General features: G+C 52.6%; 19 protein-coding genes and 1 tRNA gene. 12 read left to right on the top strand and 8 right to left on the bottom strand.

The window, feature by feature from the left end; genetic code table 11:
* Positions 1 to 3: 3 nt before the first annotated feature.
* The 10 genes from BLW70_RS06700 (at position 4) to BLW70_RS30060 (ending at position 10,457) form a co-directional block, all read left to right on the top strand.
* Positions 4 to 750: an ABC transporter substrate-binding protein gene (locus BLW70_RS06700; protein WP_074872681.1), complete on the top strand. Its 747-nt coding sequence runs from the start codon at positions 4 to 6 to the stop codon at positions 748 to 750.
* A 77-nt stretch (positions 751 to 827) separates the two neighbouring features.
* A complete protein-coding gene (locus tag BLW70_RS06695; protein ID WP_074872678.1) occupies positions 828 to 1,520 on the top strand; it encodes an ABC transporter permease in 693 nt (230 codons plus the stop codon).
* Entirely contained in the window at positions 1,520 to 2,209 is a 690-nt protein-coding gene (locus tag BLW70_RS06690) for an ABC transporter permease (protein WP_074872677.1), read from the top strand. The genes BLW70_RS06695 and BLW70_RS06690 overlap by 1 nt, the downstream gene beginning before the upstream one ends.
* Entirely contained in the window at positions 2,190 to 3,419 is a 1,230-nt protein-coding gene (locus BLW70_RS06685; RefSeq protein ID WP_074872673.1) for a methyltransferase, read from the top strand. The genes BLW70_RS06690 and BLW70_RS06685 overlap by 20 nt, the downstream gene beginning before the upstream one ends.
* A 297-nt stretch (positions 3,420 to 3,716) precedes the next feature.
* On the top strand, positions 3,717 to 4,958 hold the full coding sequence (locus tag BLW70_RS06680) for a nucleoside deaminase (protein WP_074872669.1): 1,242 nt from the start codon (positions 3,717 to 3,719) through the stop codon (positions 4,956 to 4,958).
* 129 nt (positions 4,959 to 5,087) lie between these two features.
* Positions 5,088 to 5,163, top strand: a tRNA-Thr gene (locus BLW70_RS06675).
* A gap of 164 nt (positions 5,164 to 5,327) precedes the next feature.
* Positions 5,328 to 6,656: a tyrosine-type recombinase/integrase gene (locus BLW70_RS06670; protein WP_074872667.1), complete on the top strand. Its 1,329-nt coding sequence runs from the start codon at positions 5,328 to 5,330 to the stop codon at positions 6,654 to 6,656.
* A gap of 906 nt (positions 6,657 to 7,562) precedes the next feature.
* The gene (locus BLW70_RS06660) at positions 7,563 to 8,543 is read left to right on the top strand and encodes an integrase domain-containing protein (protein WP_074872661.1); all 981 of its coding nucleotides are present in this window, start codon (positions 7,563 to 7,565) and stop codon (positions 8,541 to 8,543) included.
* Complete coding sequence (locus BLW70_RS06655; RefSeq protein ID WP_074872658.1) at positions 8,540 to 8,815, top strand: hypothetical protein; 276 nt, start codon at positions 8,540 to 8,542, stop codon at positions 8,813 to 8,815. Before BLW70_RS06660 ends, BLW70_RS06655 begins: the two co-directional genes overlap by 4 nt.
* Positions 8,816 to 9,077: 262 nt before the next feature.
* Positions 9,078 to 10,457 carry a hypothetical protein gene (locus BLW70_RS30060; RefSeq protein ID WP_139273362.1) on the top strand — a complete coding sequence of 460 codons (1,380 nt, stop codon included), beginning with the start codon at positions 9,078 to 9,080 and terminating at the stop codon, positions 10,455 to 10,457.
* Here BLW70_RS30060 and BLW70_RS06650 read toward each other — a convergent pair.
* From BLW70_RS06650 to BLW70_RS06635, 4 genes are read right to left on the bottom strand one after another with little or no spacing between them, the layout of a single operon-like run.
* Positions 10,440 to 11,015 (bottom strand): GNAT family N-acetyltransferase, encoded by a 576-nt coding sequence (locus BLW70_RS06650; RefSeq protein WP_218022564.1) that lies wholly within the window; start codon positions 11,013 to 11,015, stop codon positions 10,440 to 10,442. The genes BLW70_RS30060 and BLW70_RS06650 overlap by 18 nt on opposite strands.
* 12 nt (positions 11,016 to 11,027) lie before the next feature.
* Entirely contained in the window at positions 11,028 to 11,441 is a 414-nt protein-coding gene (locus BLW70_RS06645) for an ASCH domain-containing protein (protein ID WP_074872650.1), read from the bottom strand.
* A complete protein-coding gene (locus tag BLW70_RS06640; protein ID WP_074872647.1) occupies positions 11,419 to 12,477 on the bottom strand; it encodes a GNAT family N-acetyltransferase in 1,059 nt (352 codons plus the stop codon). The genes BLW70_RS06645 and BLW70_RS06640 overlap by 23 nt, the downstream gene beginning before the upstream one ends.
* Positions 12,478 to 12,499: 22 nt before the next feature.
* Entirely contained in the window at positions 12,500 to 13,024 is a 525-nt protein-coding gene (locus BLW70_RS06635) for an ATP-binding protein (protein ID WP_159439157.1), read from the bottom strand.
* A gap of 962 nt (positions 13,025 to 13,986) precedes the next feature.
* Between BLW70_RS06635 and BLW70_RS06630 the strand changes: the two genes are divergently transcribed.
* The gene (locus BLW70_RS06630) at positions 13,987 to 14,808 is read left to right on the top strand and encodes a hypothetical protein (protein ID WP_074872641.1); all 822 of its coding nucleotides are present in this window, start codon (positions 13,987 to 13,989) and stop codon (positions 14,806 to 14,808) included.
* Between the two features lie 657 nt (positions 14,809 to 15,465).
* On the opposite strand, the gene BLW70_RS06620 is transcribed toward BLW70_RS06630, so the two are convergent.
* Genes BLW70_RS06620 through BLW70_RS06610 form a run of 3 tightly spaced genes read right to left on the bottom strand, consistent with a single transcriptional unit; the run spans position 15,466 to position 17,094 of the window.
* A complete protein-coding gene (locus tag BLW70_RS06620; RefSeq protein WP_074872636.1) occupies positions 15,466 to 16,176 on the bottom strand; it encodes an SDR family NAD(P)-dependent oxidoreductase in 711 nt (236 codons plus the stop codon).
* Positions 16,177 to 16,219: 43 nt separating this feature from the next.
* A complete protein-coding gene (locus tag BLW70_RS06615; RefSeq protein WP_074872634.1) occupies positions 16,220 to 16,876 on the bottom strand; it encodes a DsbA family oxidoreductase in 657 nt (218 codons plus the stop codon).
* The gene (locus BLW70_RS06610) at positions 16,873 to 17,094 is read right to left on the bottom strand and encodes a tautomerase family protein (RefSeq protein ID WP_074872632.1); all 222 of its coding nucleotides are present in this window, start codon (positions 17,092 to 17,094) and stop codon (positions 16,873 to 16,875) included. The genes BLW70_RS06615 and BLW70_RS06610 overlap by 4 nt, the downstream gene beginning before the upstream one ends.
* Positions 17,095 to 17,315: 221 nt before the next feature.
* Between BLW70_RS06610 and BLW70_RS06605 the strand changes: the two genes are divergently transcribed.
* A complete protein-coding gene (locus tag BLW70_RS06605; RefSeq protein WP_074872629.1) occupies positions 17,316 to 17,639 on the top strand; it encodes a helix-turn-helix domain-containing protein in 324 nt (107 codons plus the stop codon).
* Positions 17,640 to 17,692: 53 nt separating this feature from the next.
* On the opposite strand, the gene BLW70_RS06600 is transcribed toward BLW70_RS06605, so the two are convergent.
* Positions 17,693 to 17,881 (bottom strand): hypothetical protein, encoded by a 189-nt coding sequence (locus tag BLW70_RS06600; protein ID WP_074872626.1) that lies wholly within the window; start codon positions 17,879 to 17,881, stop codon positions 17,693 to 17,695.
* Positions 17,882 to 17,948: the final 67 nt, after the last annotated feature.

Raw genomic sequence — 17,948 nt, 5'->3', positions numbered from 1 at the left:
CGCATGCAGAACTACAAAAAAATCTTCCTGGCGGCTGCCGTCACCCTGGCCTTCAGCGCCGGTGCCGCCGCCGAGACCTTGAAGATGGGCATCGAAGCGGCCTACCCGCCGTTCAACAACAAAGATGCCAGTGGCAATGTCGTCGGCTTCGACAAAGAAATCGGCGACGCCCTGTGCGCCAAGATGAAAGTCGAATGCACCGTGGTCACGTCTGACTGGGACGGCATCATTCCGGCCTTGAACGCCAAGAAGTTCGACTTCCTGATCTCCTCGATGTCGATCACCGACGAGCGCAAGCAAGCGGTGGACTTCACCGACCCGTACTACTCCAACAAGCTGCAATTCATCGCGCCGAAAAACGTCGACTTCAAAACCGACAAGGCTTCCCTGCAAGGCAAAGTGATCGGCGCACAACGTGCGACCCTCGCTGGCACCTGGCTGGAAGACAACATGGAAGGCGTCGAAATCAAACTTTATGACACCCAGGAAAACGCCTACCTCGACCTGACTTCCGGTCGCCTGGACGCCATCCTGGCGGACAAGTACGTCAACTACGAGTGGCTGAAAAGCGACGCCGGCCGTTCTTATGAGTTCAAAGGCGACCCGGTGGAAGAAAGCGACAAGATCGGTATCGCTGTACGTAAAGGCGATGAGATTCGTACGAAGCTGAACACCGCACTGAAAGAAATCGTCGCTGATGGCACCTACAAAAAGATCAACGACAAGTATTTCCCGTTCAGCATCTATTGATTCTGACCTGTCGGGCCGGCGCCGTTATCTGACGGCGCCAGTCCCTGGCATTGCCTGCGCGATTTGAAAAGAAATCCATGACTATCGATCTCTACGGATTCGGCCCGGCGCTCGCCGCTGGCGCGCTGATGACTGTGAAACTGGCACTCTCGGCCTTGTGCCTGGGGCTGGTGCTCGGTCTGCTCGGCGCCTTGGCCAAGACTTCCCCGTACAAGCCGCTGCAATGGCTTGGCGGCACTTATTCAACCCTGGTTCGCGGCATCCCTGAATTGCTCTGGGTACTGTTGATCTATTTCGGCACGGTCAACCTGATGCGTGCCCTGGGCGAGTTCTTCGGCAAGCCCGACCTCGAACTCAATGCCTTCGCCGCTGGCGTGATTGCGCTGGGGCTGTGCTTCGGCGCCTACGCCACGGAAGTGTTTCGTGGTGCGATTCTGGCTATCCCCAAAGGTCACCGCGAAGCGGGTGTGGCGTTGGGGCTGTCGAAATTTCGCATCTTCACCCGACTGATCATGCCGCAGATGTGGCGCATCTCACTGCCGGGGCTGGGCAACCTGTTCATGGTCCTGATGAAGGACACGGCACTGGTGTCCGTCATCGGCCTGGAAGAAATCATGCGTCATGCACAGAACGCCGTGACCTTCGCCAAGCATCCATTTACGTTCTTCATGGTCGCGGCCTTCATGTATCTGGGCCTGACAATACTGGCCATGGTTGGCATGCATTTTCTGGAAAAACGCGCCGCCCGCGGCTTTGTGAGGACGACGTAATGGAATGGGAAGTCATCTACAAATGGCTGCCGAAGTTCATCCAGGGCGCCACCCTGACATTGGAGCTGGTGGGCATCGCCGTGATTCTCGGCCTGCTGCTGGCCATCCCATTGGGCATCGCGCGCTCGTCCAAGCTTTGGTACGTTCGCGCGTTTCCCTACGCCTACATCTTTTTCTTTCGCGGCACACCACTGTTGGTTCAGTTGTTCCTGGTCTATTACGGCCTGGCGCAGTTCGACGCGGTGCGCGACAGCGTCCTGTGGCCTTACCTGCGAAGCCCGTTCTGGTGCGCCACGGCTACCATGACGTTGCACACGGCGGCTTACATTGCGGAGATCCTGCGCGGCGCGATCCAGGCGATTCCGCCCGGTGAGATCGAAGCGGCACGCGCATTGGGCATGTCCAAGGCCAAGGCGCTGTTTTTCATCATCCTGCCGCGAGCGGCACGGATCGGCCTGCCTGCCTACAGCAACGAAGTGATCCTGATGCTCAAGGCCAGTTCTCTGGCGAGCACCGTCACCCTGCTGGAACTCACCGGCATGGCGCGCACCATCATTGCCCGCAACTACCTGACGGTGGACATGTTCTTTACTGCCGGTGTGTTCTATCTATTGATGTCGTTTGTATTGGTGCAGGCGTTCCGTCAGTTGGAGCGCTGGCTGCGCGTCGATGCCTGCCAAGGGCGTTGATTCTTACGTGCTGACGGGCGAGGCCCTGCTCGCCCGCTTCACGGCGCTGGATGCTTTTCTGACAAAGCATCAGGCGCTGTGGAAACCTCGTCCATTTACTCACCTGCGGCTTCCGTGGGAAGCGTCCTACCCCGAGTTGTCTGCATGGCTACGCGGCAGGTCATTGGACGATGCGGAAAATGCTCATAACCAACCTGCTCTTCTGCAGGCGCCGGAGCCATTCGCTTCACTGGCGGCGCTATCCCTCGAACTGAGCGCTGTAGCTGAATTGCCGCCTCACGCACTCGAATCAGCTGGCCATCGGCTGAATGTCGATGTGCCGGGGCGCAAGTGGCAGCAGATCGAGGCGTTTGCCAGTCGGCTGAAATTTGCTGAGGCGCCGAAGCATTGGCTGGATTGGTGTTCGGGCAAAGGACATCTGGGGCGACGCCTGTTACAAACCGGTCAGCAGCTCACTTGCCTGGAATATGACCCGACGTTGGTCGCCAGTGGCCAGGCACTCAGTCAGCGTCATCATTTGCATGCGCTTCACGTCGAGCAAGACGTGCTCGCGCCGGGGGCTGCCTCTTTACTGAAGGCCGGCCACACGCCGGTAGCGCTGCACGCCTGCGGTGATCTTCACGTGCGGCTGATGCAACTCGCGAGCGCCACCGGTTGCAAGCAGTTGGCCATCGCCCCTTGCTGCTACAACCGGATCAGTGTGAGTGAATATCAGGCGCTTTCCTCTGCGGGTATGCGATCCGACCTACAACTGTCGCTCGAAGATCTCTCGCTGCCGATGAACGAAACCGTCACCGCCGGCGCTCGCGTCCGACGCCAGCGCGACACCTCCATGGCCCGGCGCCTGGGTTTCGACCTGCTGCAACGGCAACTTCGCGGCGTTGACGAATACCTGCCCACCCCGTCGCTGCCCAGTGCCTGGCTGGATAGATCCTTTGCCGATTACTGCCATCATTTAGCCGCGCTCAAGGAGTTATCCACAATCGGAGCGCACGATTGGCCAGCGCTCGAAGCCACCGGTTGGCAGCGACTGGCTGAAGTGCGCAATCTCGAGCTGCTGCGCGGACTTTTCCGACGCCCATTGGAGCTTTGGCTGGTACTCGATCGTGCCCTTTTCCTCTCCGAGCAGGGGTATGCGGTCCGCCTCGGCACCTTCTGCGAAACCCCGCTTACACCGCGTAATTTCCTGATCCTGGCTGAGCGCCCTTAAAACGCTCCAGCCTGTGGATAACTCTGGGGATGAAATTATCGTGGATCCAATATATCCGGCTGTTTCGGGGCAGAAACACAACTGTACAATTTTCGTACACCTGTAAAAAAAGCGGGAAAACAGGTATTTGCGAGCAAATGAGAACGGGTCCGCAAATTTGCCTCTAAACAGGTGCGGTACAGATCCCGTTGTGCATAAGCATTAAGACAAAACAACATAACGACCGGCGAAACCTCAACTATCGTTGCCAAACGCCAGATTTTCCTGGCGCTCAAACAGCAAGGAGCTGGGAAGATCATGAGCACATTGAACAGTGCACAGGAAGCCGTCGATACCGTCGCCAACCAAGCCATTGAAGCTGCGCTGCAGCAAACCTTCGCGGTGGGCGGCGCCATCATCAACAACGCAACGGGCGAGGTCATCGCCGCGCTGCACAACAACGTGCTGATGCCTATCCCCGGCGGTGGCACCACGTACTTTCTACCTCATGACCCGACCGCCCACGGCGAACGGCAATTGGTGGACTGGTACTACGAAAACGCCGCGCCATTGAACCTGCCACCGCCCAATCAGTTGACCGTCGTCACCACGCTAGACCCGTGCGCCATGTGCGCCGGTTCGCTGCTGACTGCAGGATTTAACGTCGCCGTCAGTGCGATCGATGACTACGCAGGCATCAACTACAACAGCCAGTTCACCTTTCCATCGCTGCCGCCGCAGATCCGCCAACAGGCGCAAGACACCTGGGGTTATTACGCGATTGCGGCGCCGGTCAGCCGTGCCTATCAGGGCTCGACCAGTCCGGTGTTTGCTGGCCAGACCATCGACTCGGCGGCTTACTTCCTCACCAGTTCGATCTTCTCCGCCAGCGTCAACACCGTCCGCGAGGCCAGCAACAACAGCGGTCTGCCGCCGGATCAACTGCAAAACCCGGCAAACCTCCCGGCCACCAGCAAAGTCCGCCAGGCACTGACTGCGCTCAGCCCGTTTGCATTGACTGTGCAATCGGCCAACCCGCGTGACCCCGGCGCAGAACTCGCTCCGCCGCTATTGAAGACTGCGCAACAAAGCACAGTGTTCAACTCGGTAGCCCTCATCGATCCGTTCGGCAACCTGCTGGTGTGTCTGGGCGGCGTCGAGAACCAGTCGCCGATTCGGACAGCGTTCATGGAAACCACCCGCAACTACGCGGTCATGCGCTGGACCCTGATGAACGACCCCGACCCAGCGGTTCGCGCCCAGGCCGAGCAATACCTGACGCATCCAAAATACGGCACCTTCGTCTTCCTCTACGCCCCCGACCCCACCACCCCGCAGGCCGTGATGACCTTCGGCGCGTACGGTTCGACCATGGAAGGCCCGGTTCCACAGAGCTATCCGTCCAACCTCCAATACGTGCTGCTGCCGGGCAACACCACCCCGCAAGCCTTGTCGACACTGGCCCAGAACCTGCCGCCGTTCTACACGCAAAGCGTGCAAGTGGCGCCCGCGCAGGTGCTGAGCCAGGACTTGATCAACGCGGTTAAAAACGGCGTGTAACGCTTTAAAGCAATCGCATTGGCCGGCCCCGCAGAAGCGCCCGTGGGGCGGGCCTGACGCCTGCGCAAAAATAGTCTGAATTCAGGGGTTTACAGAACCAACCCAATCGCTATAATCGTCGCCCAACACGCCGGTATAGCTCAGTTGGTAGAGCAACTGACTTGTAATCAGTAGGTCCCGGGTTCGACTCCTGGTGCCGGCACCACATTAGGCTCCATTGCATTCCACCGAATGCTCTGGAAGCCCCGAAAACCCGCCCTTTGGCGGGTTTTTTCGTTCCAGGACCCTCTGTCGGGATCCAACAAAATCCCCCTTCCCCGAGGGTATGTTAGGGGTACTGCGATTTTCCGGTCAGGAGCGCGTACCCCTATGCCACGTCTAGCGATCCCTCTCAGCGACCTGCAATGCCGCACGGCCAAAACCCGCGAACGCGCCTACAAACTGTTCGACGGCGGCGGCATGTACCTTTTCGTCAAACCCAATGGCGTGAAGACCTGGCGCTTGAAGTACACCAAGCCCAGCGGCAAGGAAGGTACGCTCATCATCGGCAATTACCCCATCGTTACCCTTTCCGTCGCACGACGTAAGCGAGACGAAGCCAAGGCGTTGCTGCTCGACAATCTCGACCCAATGGAAGAAAAGAAGAAGGCCAAGATCGTAGCCCAGCGGGCGGCACTGCTTTTCGAAACCGTTGCTCTGGAGTGGCACACCGACATGTCCCGTCGCTGGACCGAAGGACACGCAAAAACCGTGATGAGCCGACTGCGTACCCACGTCTTCCCGTTGATCGGCCAACGCCCCATCGCTGAACTCGATACCCATGACCTGCTAGAGATCACCCAGCGCATCAAGGAACGCGGCACCATGGATGTGGCGTTAAGGGTACAGAACTACTTATCCACCATCATGCGCGGGGCCAAAAGGGCTCGGCAGATCACCATGAATCCTGCACTGGATCTGGCAGGCTCGATTCACGCGCCGCGCACAGTCCATCGCCCGGCCCTATCCCTCAACCGCCTACCCGAACTGCTACACCGTATCGACAACTACAACGGCCGCGAGCTGACGCGCCTTGCTGTGCTACTGACTCTGCATGTATTCGTCCGCTCCAGCGAACTGCGCTTCGCTCGATGGAGTGAGTTCGACTTCCAACGTGCCATGTGGGAAATCCCCGATACGCGCGCACCGATTGAAGGGGTACGCAACTCCACACGCGGGACCAAGATGAACGGCGACATTCAAATGGTTCCGCTATCGCCGCAGGTCATCGAAATACTGGAGCGCCTGCGCAGCCTCAGTCGCTTTTCAGAGTTGGTGCTACCGGGCGACCACAAGTACTGGAAGCCCATGTCCGAGAACACGGTGAATACCATGCTCCGCAACGTCGGCTATGACACCAGCAAGGACGTGTGCGGCCACGGCTTCAGGACCATGGCCTGTAGCGCCCTGCTGGAGTCCGGGTTATGGACCGACGCAGCCATCGAAAGACAAATGAGCCACAAGGAACGCAACCGCGTGCGTGCCGCGTATATCCACAAAGCTGAATTTCTGGAGCAGCGCCGGCTGATCATGGCGTGGTGGAGCAACTACATCGACGCCAACCGCCATGGGCATGTGACGCCCCACGAATTCGCTCACCCCGTCGGCGACAACATCACCGCCCTACAAAATAGCCGTGGCGCATCCAAACGTGGGTAAGCCTGTGAGATCACCGTTGTCCGCCCTTCCACGCGGGTCCATCCAAGCGGGGCTGCAAAGCCGCCCTGCTTGGATGGACCTCACTTAAAAAATCTAAAGCCCACGCAACTGTCTGTGGAAAACCACGGATTTCCACCGGTGGATAATTTCATCCACAGCCGCAGAACTCCCGAAAATTCGAGCCTTGACCCGAATTATCCACAGGCGTAGAAAAGATCGGGCAAAGCGCTGTCGTTGACAGCAACCCAGGTAGCCAGAACCTTTAAGGCTACGCCACACCGTGGTGGTTCTCCCAAAGTGCGATTAGCGTCCGGTGGCTCGCACGGTCACTCGCCGAGTGATGGATGCCTACTTTTACCAGTGTGCCCACTGCGGCAACTCATCCCCTTTCATAGCTGCCCTGCAGCAACCTATCCGCTTGGCCACTCCCGTGCGCCAACCTGCGCCCGTCTCTTTCTCCCGGAAAGAGACGGGCGCTCCAACCGCTGCTGCAGCCCAACTCGTACAAGGCTTTGCGGCATTCCCCCTCGTGACAATCGGCGTGACAAACACCGAAGTCACCGGCAACAGCGATGCAGATGATGGTGCCGCAGCCCAGAGAATGGACTGCACCTGACTGACAGTCAGGCACGCCCCGGTCATCGCATCACTGCCTTCACCTAACTCAGGATCTCGCGGCGCTGGCCTCGTCAGCCAGTGCAGCCTCCACCCGCCCACTTCTTCGGAAGTGCTCAGGAGGTCAGATCATGAGATGCCCAAGCTCCCGGTCGTAAGGAGCCGCCAGTCCCGCGTTAGTGGACAACCCTCACAGGTCGCAGGGGCCTTGATCCCTGATAACACTCAGCATTCTTGGCGGGATGACGTGAGGAAGGTTTTAAAAGTTTTGGCTTAGAGAGGAGTTCGATCATGGCATTGGTCGGTAGACGGGATGGGCGCAATTTTGGCTATGGCCGGCAATTGAGCTATGCGGGGCCGCAAGCGCTGAAAGATCTGTTTGGCGGTGGGCATTACGGGACGGTCAAAGCGCACACTGATCGCTGGCAGGCGTTTGTACGCTGGTGTCGGTCGGAGGATGGACCAGGATTTAACGATGCGCGGCAGATTAATTGGCAGACCTTGCTGGACTACGCCGGACATCTGCGCCAACAAGTTGAACGAGGTGAGATGGCCATCGCGACTGCGCAAAACCGGTTGTCCAGTGTGAATCGGACCATGGCCGCGCTTCGCGGTGATCCGTATGTGAAAGTGCCGAGCCCGAGTAAGGCGCTGGGAATGCAGCGCACCAGTGTTCGTCGTTCAGTGCCGCAAGGCCAGGACCGCGAACAGGTGAAGCGGATCGTAGAGGTGCTTTGCGAAAACCAGCAGCCGCGCGCCGCGGCCATCGCTCAGTTAGCGCGAGCCACCGGTATGCGCTTGCGCGAGGCGATTTTGGCCGACCTTCCCCGTCTAAAACGTGAAGCCAAGCAATTCGGAAAGATCAACATCCAGGACGGCACCAAAGGTGGCCGTTCAGGCGCATCAGCACCTCGTTGGATTACGGTAGATGATCATATTCGTGACGCACAGAGGTTTGCCGAACAGGTCTCGCCCGACGGTAGCCGCAACCTACTTGCACCGAACGAACGCTACCTCGATTTCTTGCAGGGAATCGTCAGCCCCGCACGGGACATCATCCATAAGCACGACCTCAAAGGCTTCCACGAATTGCGGGCAGCCTATGCTTGCGAACGCTATGAGCAAATCACCCATCATCTCGCCCCCATCAACGGAGGCAATTGCTATCAACTCGACCGGCGCCTAGATCAGGATGCCCGAGTACAAATCAGCTATGAGCTGGGGCACGGCCGTATCGTCGTGGTGGCCGCTTACATTGGTGGTCGAGCGTGAGCACGGCATTCGATATGGATCTGTTCCTGGTGAGCGTCCTGACCGGGTCGTATACCACGCGTCAACGCCACCTGCGTCAGGCGAAGGCTATCCAAACAGCAATCGCTGAGCGCTGGCAACGCGACAATCCATGGACTTGGCAGAGAAAACACCTTGCGTGGTTTTTGAATCACCACCTAAACCAGCACACTGAATCGACGCGCTATTACTATTTGCTGACCATGCAATTACTCACTTATCGCCTAGGAAAACCTTGGCAGTTCAACCGCTAGACGAAGGTCAGAAAACGGCCAAGAGAGGACGTTGGTGGACAGCGGCCGCCGGCCCATCTGCCATTCGTAACCACAGCTATCAGCCTAAAAGATGTATTTCAACGGGACTACGCGCCTGAAGGCATTTCACTTGATAGCAGGGCGAGATCTGGGGCCGAACGATACTGCTGAGCATCTTGATTCCGCTGCTACAATATTGACATGCCTTATAATAGCCGGCCAAATATGCTTGGCACACCAGCCGCATTCAAGGACGCTTTCAATGCGCCATTCTTTTTCAGGGATAATCGTCAGGTATTTATCTGACACCGAGACACCAGTTCAATGTGACTGCGATCAGAGAAAAGCGGTCCCTTCAGGCGATCAGCCAAAGCAGACAGCCCCGACGCCCTCCACTGCATCTGAAGGCGAGTCCGATAGCCACGTAGATAATGATGCTCACTTTTCAACTCGTAGCTGGAAAGCTTTTACAAAAAAAGCAAATGCAGAACGTATTGCTGAGAAAGAGGCTGAAAGACGTAAGGCCACTGGTGATCTATGTGAGAGGGAGCTAGAGGACGAACTCCATGTAAATCTTTGGGAGACGGGGCGAGATCGTATTTCTCCATTTATGGATGTTGGAGTAATGATTGGTCAGCGGGACAAGTACTGCGCGGTCGTAGTTGACTTGCCATGGAAAGTCGAGCTGAAGGATGTTAGCGATTTAGGGGCAAGATTAAATGGCGAAAAAAGCGTAGCTGCAATATTTAACGAAGTTGTACACTACGATGGTTTCGCGGAAGGAAATTTCGCCAATATTAGCTTTCGAAAAGATGGCAAAGATGAAAAGCCGTTTTCACTTCTTAGGCTCAATACGCAGCTTTTTAAAGTTGAACCCATATTCTTGAGCGATGAGAACCTTTGTACTCGATTAACTATTGCACTACCAAGTCGTCCCGGCTTTGTAAAGCCAGAAGATAAGCGACAATCAGCTTATATAAGATTTCGAATCAGAAATATCCCATCAACCGTATATAGCGTGAATTTCTTACAGAAAGACCGAGCGCTCATTAGTTCCAATACAGAAACTCGCATTATTGACTTTAGAATTAATGTTTTACGTGGAGTCCCTGAAGAACTATTAAGCGGTAACGAAAAACTAGAATTTCCGAAATTCAAGCGAATTCATTGTTTTTTGACAACTATTCGCGATGAAGTCTGCGTTTCTGACACTAAAGACTATAAAGGTTATCGCTCCTTAATGGACGAAGAGGTCTGGAATGAATATATTCGCTTGGATAATAGCGTAGGGATTTCGGAAGAGAATAGTGTTAGAAACTATCTGGGATACCAATGGACGGCAAGTAGAGAGGACAGCACAAGAGTAAAGGACTTGATAGTGCTCGGTCGATTTTCCAAGGTGAAATCGGATTATCTATCGATTATTAGATTTATAGCACTAGTACTGATATTCGGAGTTGCTGGTAGCGCTTTGTGGGAAATCACCAATGAGTGCGTAATACAAAAATTCCCTAATGGTTGCGGTGTAAAAACTGGCTGGCTTTCTATGTACCTAGGTATTGGCCTCCTAATAATCGGGTCGAAGCCATTATTTGAAAGTGCAAAAAAAAGAATGCTACGATATTTACGTAGTAAAAATTAACTTCCTTTGGTCGCTCGAAACACGTTTAAAGCTTGGCTCAGGCTCGATCAAGCCGTTGAAGCTCAGCTCGTCTTTCCGCGGACGATAATAACTATAGTATTTTTTTGCAAGCTCGAAGCCATAATATTTAAAAAGCTTCTCAAATACATGCTTTTGCTCTTCGGCGATTGAAAGTAATGGCGCGCTATTATTCAGCGCCTCGAAAGATCTTTCAAACAGCTTCAGACCTACACCAGTTCCTTGGAACTTCGGCAGGACACGTAAACAGCACAGTTTCTGTTCTACTGAATCATCCTTCACGATTGCTAGGCCAGCGAGTTGACCACGGCTGTGCTCCAAGAGTATTGATCTCTCACCCGATACTAGACCAGGAATAACCTTATGATCCAGCCATTGATTAAATTCTGGATAATAACCAGATAACTCGTAAAGGTGCCCCATGATAAGAGGCATTAATTCATCGTGCGCCCACGGATTCGCAATAAGAAACTTACGATCAATGACTTTCAATAAGCTAGAATCCCACGCCATATCCCCCCCGAACACTGGTCTTGTCACCACTGAGAGCTCCTATACAAGCTCAAGCTCTCGCTGCTGGTCACAGTCGGCAGCTTTAATATAGCAGAAAGATTGAGGGGGAGAGATCCCCACCCCGATATCCGATAGGTTTTTAGGCTTTTCATATTCGTGAACAGCACCAACCGCAATCGCCACCGCTAAGCTTTTACCTTCGTAGTAGCTGTCGAAATATTTTTTATCAATACCCGCATAGCGCTTCGTCCGCTTCCAGATATTTGTAGGTGAATCACTATAAATCTTCAAAACCTCAAATTCACCAACGACTTTACCAACTGGTTTTGTTGCATAAATCACTACAGTTTTGATTTCGCTATTAGTAAAAGACACTTTTCGAAATTCAAATTTCTTTTCACCGCTAAGGATTTTGCTGGCATACTCGGGCTTAATTGACAATAATACTTTCATTTATTTCACCTTTATCCGCGATCCATCTTAGCTGAGCTTCTGTAATCCGGGTGAAATCCCATCGAGTACGAGTGCTAATTAAACATTCTTCAATTAATCGCTTTCGGATAATTCTTTTTTTCAATGCTGCATTGTAAGTAAATTTTATTATATATGATTTTTGCTTGCTGGTAAAATACTCTTTTAACTGCTCAATAGTAAATATGCTATAAGGCTTTGCATATTTAATAAACTGAGACTCATTTTTGAATGATCTTATTTGACGAACCTCTTCTACCACGCCTAATGATGAAACCACTGAACGGTAATACGCTTTTCCCTTCCCATCGTTGGTTCGGTAAATAGCAATAATGTCGCCGGACTTCAGGCACTTTGTACGATTTATGCCTGAGATATAAATTTTGTGAATGCTGTTCGTGTGAGAAACATCTTCCAATATGTCATGGCTCTCTCCATTTAGTATCGAGTCAGGCAAAAATGAGGAATGGTATTGGGGATAGATAGCCAATAAATAATATTGTTTATTGGAAACATCGAAGTGAGGAAAATCTTTGACTACATCTCCAGAAATCTCGTTCAAAGTTCGGATCAAGACGTGTTCTGATCCATTATGACTAATTTTCTCTCCCCGCTTTTCAAATCCATAACGCTCTAGTAATGCAATGAGCCCATCGTGCTTGTCGAACACTGTTACGTAAATATAATCAACACCTAGGCTCATTGCATGATCAAAAACTTTTTTTACGAATCGTTCTCCAAGCTTTGTGCCATGGGCGTTGATTTTCAATGTGCCCACTTTAAGAGCAGTCCCCGCCGGGAGAGGTGGATCGATAGTAATGTCAGAGGCAGCTTCCTTTTTTAAATATAGGAAGCCGTCCATCCTACGGCGGGAATTATAGAAGACGTAGGCTTCCTCTCCCGCGTCTGACTTCTTCAAAAACCAATCTGCGAACTCACTATAGTCAGCTTTTAATGAGTCAAAAAAAATGTCATTGATGTTAATCTCGGAGAATTTCTTATATTGCAGGCCGTTCACTTGCCGCTCCTTGATCCGTAGATCATCTTTTATTGCTACTTTCGAGATCTGATATAAATTTCACAATTTCTTGCAATTCATCTCTTTGAAAAATCGCAATAGGAATACCACTTTCTCGATGAAATCTGAGCGCGCCTTCTCGCTCTGCTATAACTAAGTTTTCTAATACATACAATTCCCAGCTGGCAGAATCTCGTAGATTTAAGCGTGCTAGTATTTCTGCGGGCTGATCCTCAATCAAAAGTACTGCGTCAATGTTTAATGCTAAAAAAACATTAATGTCGACCGTCAGGATTTTTCCGGCATTATCTAAAAGCGCGAAGTGGCCATCCAGAATATTCTTTTGATTGGTATTTTGAAGATCATGTACTGCTTGTATTAAATGATCCTGATTTGTTGAAATGTCACTCGTTCTTTTTACGTCGTCCCAAGTCGTCTCGCCCCGACGCTGTTTAATTAGTGCGCTAGCGCTGACGGCAACATAGCCCAGACTACTTGCCAGAAAGTTGCAAATAGTTGTTTTGCCAACACCATATACACCCGCCACAAATATCATCATTGGGCGAAAAAAGCATAGTGGTTGCATCGAGTTACAACGGAAGGCTTTGCGATAGTTGCGTTATACATAGAATCCGTCCCGTAGCCTGTCAGTGGACTACCACCCTTTGCATGACGGTACCAACGTCAGTAACGCATGTCCATGGCTCTCGAGGCGAATACTATTCCATCTGCTTGAGCGATTACGTGCCGGGATGGTGACTGACCAATAAAGGCCGCTATAGACCATTGCAGTCGCTGGCAGTAGTGAACTTTAACCGCTCATCTCTCGCCAAAACGGCGAGCCGATCGCAACGTTTCTTGATACCTCAATGCAACGAAATTTTATACCCGTAACTCATTATGAGTTATTAGAAACTGTGTCGATGAGCAAGAGTTCATCGGTTAGGCACCGGTAAGGGGCCGTACGGTCTGTGCCGCTGAAGCCTGTTCTCATGTTTCCCCTCTGTGCATTAGTACCCGCCGTCGAGTCTGTACCCCCGACGAGAAACGACGAGGGCCGGCATCGATCATCTGGCGAGCGTATTGGCCGTCTGCTGCCTGTCGCCACGGCAGCTTTTGGCGGATTCCTGCCTATTCTCTACGGAAGGGATGATCGACAACGTTCGAATTCAGGAGGTTTACCATTCGTATGCGGCTCTGAATTACTTACAGACCGACAATGTACTGACATCTAAAAAATCCCGAATTCGATTCCACCTAACGCCATAACTAGCTGATTTATTTATAGTTACTAGTTGGGGTACGTCGAATTTTCCAACGAACTCCAGACGCCCGAAAAACCTCGTCTCGCCGAAACATACCGTTCGTCTGGTGCCGGCACCATACAAAACAAAGGCTCGCAGAAATGCGGGCCTTTCGTTTATGCGCGATACGTAATAAGTCACGTAATAAGCGCAAAACCTTCTAGGCCACTTACGACAGCGCGGCGTCTGCAATGGAAGCGAGCACATGAAATGGAAAGTGCTGGACTGGAAGTTTGCGCTTACGAGTCTGATCGCCATCGTCAGCGTGGTGATACCTTTCTATTTCTGGAAAGCAGACTTTACCGCTCATTCACTCACAGTCCGCCTTGTCTCTTCATCAGACCTTGAGCTGCCTTCTGACTCAAAGATTCACGATCTCCAGATAACCGTTAACGGATCGAAAATCGATTCACCCCATATTTACTCACTTGCACTTATCAATACCGGCTCGAAACCTATTCTCAGCGCCGACTTTGAAACATCGCTCGAAGTACGCACAAAAAACGATTCCAAGCTGATTACGGCTCAGATCACAGGGTCAGACCCTGCAGGTATACCCGCCAAAGTATCGATCGAAGAAAACAGGCTTAAGTTTCTGCCTTTCCTCTCGAATCCAAAGGATCAAGTCACTGTCACCATCGTGAGTTCAGGTCCACTTGATCTAGTAGCGCACGCTAGGATCGCGGGCGTGCGAGACATTATTTTTGAAGACATGACGCAAAATCAGTCGCGGCCATTTACAGCATCTCTCACTGGCGTCGTAGCCGTGACTAGCTTGACCTTCTACCTGTTTTTCCTGGGTATAACTGACTTTCGATCGGTTACTAAGATTGGACCAATGATAAAAATCCCTACGACCATGGTCTGTGTGATGTCAGGTGTGTATTTCGCAAGCAAAACCTGTTCAGAGCTGGGTTTAACGGGCTATTTCATTGCCGGAATGATGTTTCTAATTTTCGCACTCGCATGGGTATTCGCGACCTTCCTGACCCGAAGTAATCGCGCTCTGAATCCACCAAGCCCGTGATCCGGTCAAGCTGATAATGAGCGTTCAGGAAAAAAGGGGACGGATCTATTTTTCCGTCTGATGCCGGCACCATACAAAACAAAGCCCTCGTAGAAATACGAGGGCTTTTTTGTTTCCGGGGTTTGGAAATCTGCTTTATCCCCTTGGAAAATAATGCTCTCTGACTAACGTTTTCCCGAGTAGCTACCCTTCACAACACGCCCGATGTAGCTGTTCAACCCCCGCCCCGCCACTGCTAAACGTTGCATCTCAGCGACCATCACTGTGCCGGGCCTAGCCGAGTCGTAGATATACGTCTTATGCGTGCCGCTAGCGAATTGAACAGTGATTGATCCTTGTCCTAGCTCATAAGCGACAACATTCGAATCGCCACTGAGATTTTTATACCGCTCCATCGAATCACCTATAGATAATGCGTGGCGAAATGCCACTCATCACCCCACGATAGTTCGGATTCACTGCAGCCTCAGGTTATTTTTTCAAAATAATCTCTGATCTCATTCAAGTCCGCGCATCCGATTGAAACAGCGTCAGAAAGGACAAGATTTTTTCATTTTTTGCATCCCCCTCACAAACTCATCAGTTCCGTTTCTCTACAAAAAAAGCCCTCGTATTTCTGCAAGGGCTTTGTTGTTTCCAGGGTTGGGAAAAACGGCCTTAGTGACCCGCACTCTGCCCACCATCCACATGCAGGATCTCGCCAGTGACAAAGTTCGCGCTGTCCAGATAAACAACAGCCTGCGCAATATCACTGATCTCGCCCATATGCCCGACCGGGTGCAGATTCCCCAGCGCTTCATGAGTTTCTTCACCATGCATCGGCGTCTTGATGATGCCCGGGGAAACCGCATTCACCCGAATCCCGCGCTTGGCGTATTCAATGGCCAGGGACTTGGTTGCCGCGTTCAATCCACCTTTAGTCAGCGAAGCCAGTACCGACGGCACGCCGTCGATGGCGTGGTCCACCAGGCTGGTGGTGATGTTGACGACGTGGCCTTTGCCTTGTTTTTCCATCTCGGTGATCGCGAGTTGGGTGATGTAGAAGAAGCCGTTCAGGTTCACCGACAGCACGTTGGCGTAGTCTTCCGCGGTGTAAGCAGTGAACGGCTTGGCAACGAAGATCCCGGCGTTGTTGACCAGGGTGTCGATGCGGCCGAAACGTGCGATGGCTTCACGGATGACTTGCTGGGCGACTTCCGGGTTGCCGATGTCGCCCGCCACGGTGAGGATGTCCGGGTCGGTGGACGGTTTGATCGAACGCGAAGTGGCGACAACTTTGTAATCCAGATCACGGAAAGCTTTGACCATGCCTGCGCCGAGACCTTGGGAAGCGCCAGTAATTACGATGACTTTTTTCGAGTTGCTCATGATGAACCTCAACTAATAAATGGTGGTTTGAAAAAGTAAGTAATCAGGCTTCGGCGGGGGCCTTCGCCATTTGTCTCAACATTTGTTCGTAGTACTCGACCGACTGCGAACCAGACACCAAGTGACGACCGTTCAGCACCATGGCCGGAACCGAATTGATGCCGCGCTGGCGGTAAAACTCTTCAAGCTCACGCACTTCTTTGGCGAACGCGCCGGACGCCAACACCTCTTGAGCAGCCGCCGCATCCAGTCCCGCTTCAGCAGCCAGACCCACCAGCGTCTCGCGATCGCTCGGGTTCTGGCCGTCGGTGAAGTAAGCGCGCAGCAGGATCTTCTTCAGTGCGACCTGCCGCCCTTCCTGCAACGCCCACATCAACAACCGGTGAGCATCAAACGTGTTGTAGAAGTGGCTGCGTTTCTCCAGATCAAACTTGAAGCCGATGGCCTCACCGCGAGCGATCTGCATCGCTTTGCCGGCGGCGACGTCTTCGGCGGTTCGTCCATATTTGCGCATCAAATGCTCAACCGCTTTCTCGCCGACTGCCGGCATGTCCGGGTTCAACTCGAAGGGCTTGTAGGTCAGCTCCACCGAAACCTCACCGGCCACGTTCTCGATCGCCTGCTCCAGCGCCGTTGCTCCCAAGGCGCACCACGGGCACACCACGTCGGAGATGAAATCGATGGAGACGGTCGCGGTCATGACTGCCCCTCCCCCTCAGCCAGCTGCTTGCGGTACTGGGTGGTGGTGATGCCGGCGTAGCCCCAGTTATCGGTGTCGACTTCTTCGATCACGATGTGGGTCAGGTGCGGGTCCTTGTTGAGGACGCGTTGCAGGGTTTCAGTGATTTCGGCGATCACCTGAGCTTTCTGCTCAGAGGTAACGCCATCGCGGGTGATGCGTACGCTTACGAAAGGCATGAGGAATCTCCAAGTGACCTTCCCTTCGGAATGAATGGGTCGGCGTTGGAGCTCAATGTATGGGGTTGGCTGGAGGGGATAAAGGTGGGGGCGGGAACATCATTAGTTACTTGATGTAATGAGTTATGTCTCGCAGACACAATACGTTTGCATCAAAAACGATCAATCGACTAGCCTGCGTTTATCGCAAATTTTAGATAACTCAAAGTAGGGAGGCGTTCATGGCAGTTCAATTTTTCGACAGCCCATTCCATGCCACGCATGACAGCGAAGTCGCTAGCAAAACAGCGTTGAAGATGGAGCTATCGATATTTATCACTGACTACATCAAAACCCTGGGCCTCAAACAAAGTGAGGCTGCAGCCAGGTTGAACGTGACCCAATCACGCGTCTCAGAACTCACCACTGGCAAGATCGAGAAATTTACGATCGATGCGATGATGGACATGCTGGATAAACTCGGTTTTCGAACGACTTTTACCCTGCCGTCCAACGATGCCGGGGCTTTGCCTCAGATCGTCATTTCACAAGCTAACGGCTGCTAGACGTTGTGCGATTTTGCAGTAGGACTCAGCCCCTTCTGTTGTAGTCCGTCTTGTTACGTGTCGCTATTTTCCTGTTTCGGCGACACGTTCTTGGGATGTGTCGCTGAGGACGACACGTAAGTGTCGATGCAATCTTGTATTCGCAACGGCCTGGTCTTGGAGACTTGAGCCGCGCGGCTCTCATTCATTTCGCGTACAGATTCCAGCAAATCCTTTTGAAACTGATCCAATTCAATGTCCATTCCGAATATCTCCTTCAACAAGTCGGCAAGGCCATCAGCATGCCTTCTTCAAAATTATGAAAGTTAT

This window comes from Pseudomonas frederiksbergensis (assembly GCF_900105495.1).
In the GTDB taxonomy this organism is placed as follows: domain Bacteria; phylum Pseudomonadota; class Gammaproteobacteria; order Pseudomonadales; family Pseudomonadaceae; genus Aquipseudomonas; species Aquipseudomonas frederiksbergensis.
This window is presented reverse-complemented; position numbering and strand designations above follow the sequence as displayed.

Coding starts and splice junctions, on each gene's coding strand:
- BLW70_RS06700 (WP_074872681.1), top strand. CDS start 4: ATGCAGAACTACAAAAAAATCTTCCTGGCGGCTGCCGTCACCCTGGCC.
- BLW70_RS06695 (WP_074872678.1), top strand. CDS start 828: ATGACTATCGATCTCTACGGATTCGGCCCGGCGCTCGCCGCTGGCGCG.
- BLW70_RS06690 (WP_074872677.1), top strand. CDS start 1,520: ATGGAATGGGAAGTCATCTACAAATGGCTGCCGAAGTTCATCCAGGGC.
- BLW70_RS06685 (WP_074872673.1), top strand. CDS start 2,190: ATGCCTGCCAAGGGCGTTGATTCTTACGTGCTGACGGGCGAGGCCCTG.
- BLW70_RS06680 (WP_074872669.1), top strand. CDS start 3,717: ATGAGCACATTGAACAGTGCACAGGAAGCCGTCGATACCGTCGCCAAC.
- BLW70_RS06670 (WP_074872667.1), top strand. CDS start 5,328: ATGCCACGTCTAGCGATCCCTCTCAGCGACCTGCAATGCCGCACGGCC.
- BLW70_RS06660 (WP_074872661.1), top strand. CDS start 7,563: ATGGCATTGGTCGGTAGACGGGATGGGCGCAATTTTGGCTATGGCCGG.
- BLW70_RS30060 (WP_139273362.1), top strand. CDS start 9,078: ATGCGCCATTCTTTTTCAGGGATAATCGTCAGGTATTTATCTGACACC.
- BLW70_RS06645 (WP_074872650.1), bottom strand. CDS start 11,441: ATGAAAGTATTATTGTCAATTAAGCCCGAGTATGCCAGCAAAATCCTT.
- BLW70_RS06630 (WP_074872641.1), top strand. CDS start 13,987: ATGAAATGGAAAGTGCTGGACTGGAAGTTTGCGCTTACGAGTCTGATC.
- BLW70_RS06620 (WP_074872636.1), bottom strand. CDS start 16,176: ATGAGCAACTCGAAAAAAGTCATCGTAATTACTGGCGCTTCCCAAGGT.
- BLW70_RS06615 (WP_074872634.1), bottom strand. CDS start 16,876: ATGACCGCGACCGTCTCCATCGATTTCATCTCCGACGTGGTGTGCCCG.
- BLW70_RS06610 (WP_074872632.1), bottom strand. CDS start 17,094: ATGCCTTTCGTAAGCGTACGCATCACCCGCGATGGCGTTACCTCTGAG.
- BLW70_RS06605 (WP_074872629.1), top strand. CDS start 17,316: ATGGCAGTTCAATTTTTCGACAGCCCATTCCATGCCACGCATGACAGC.
- BLW70_RS06600 (WP_074872626.1), bottom strand. CDS start 17,881: ATGGACATTGAATTGGATCAGTTTCAAAAGGATTTGCTGGAATCTGTA.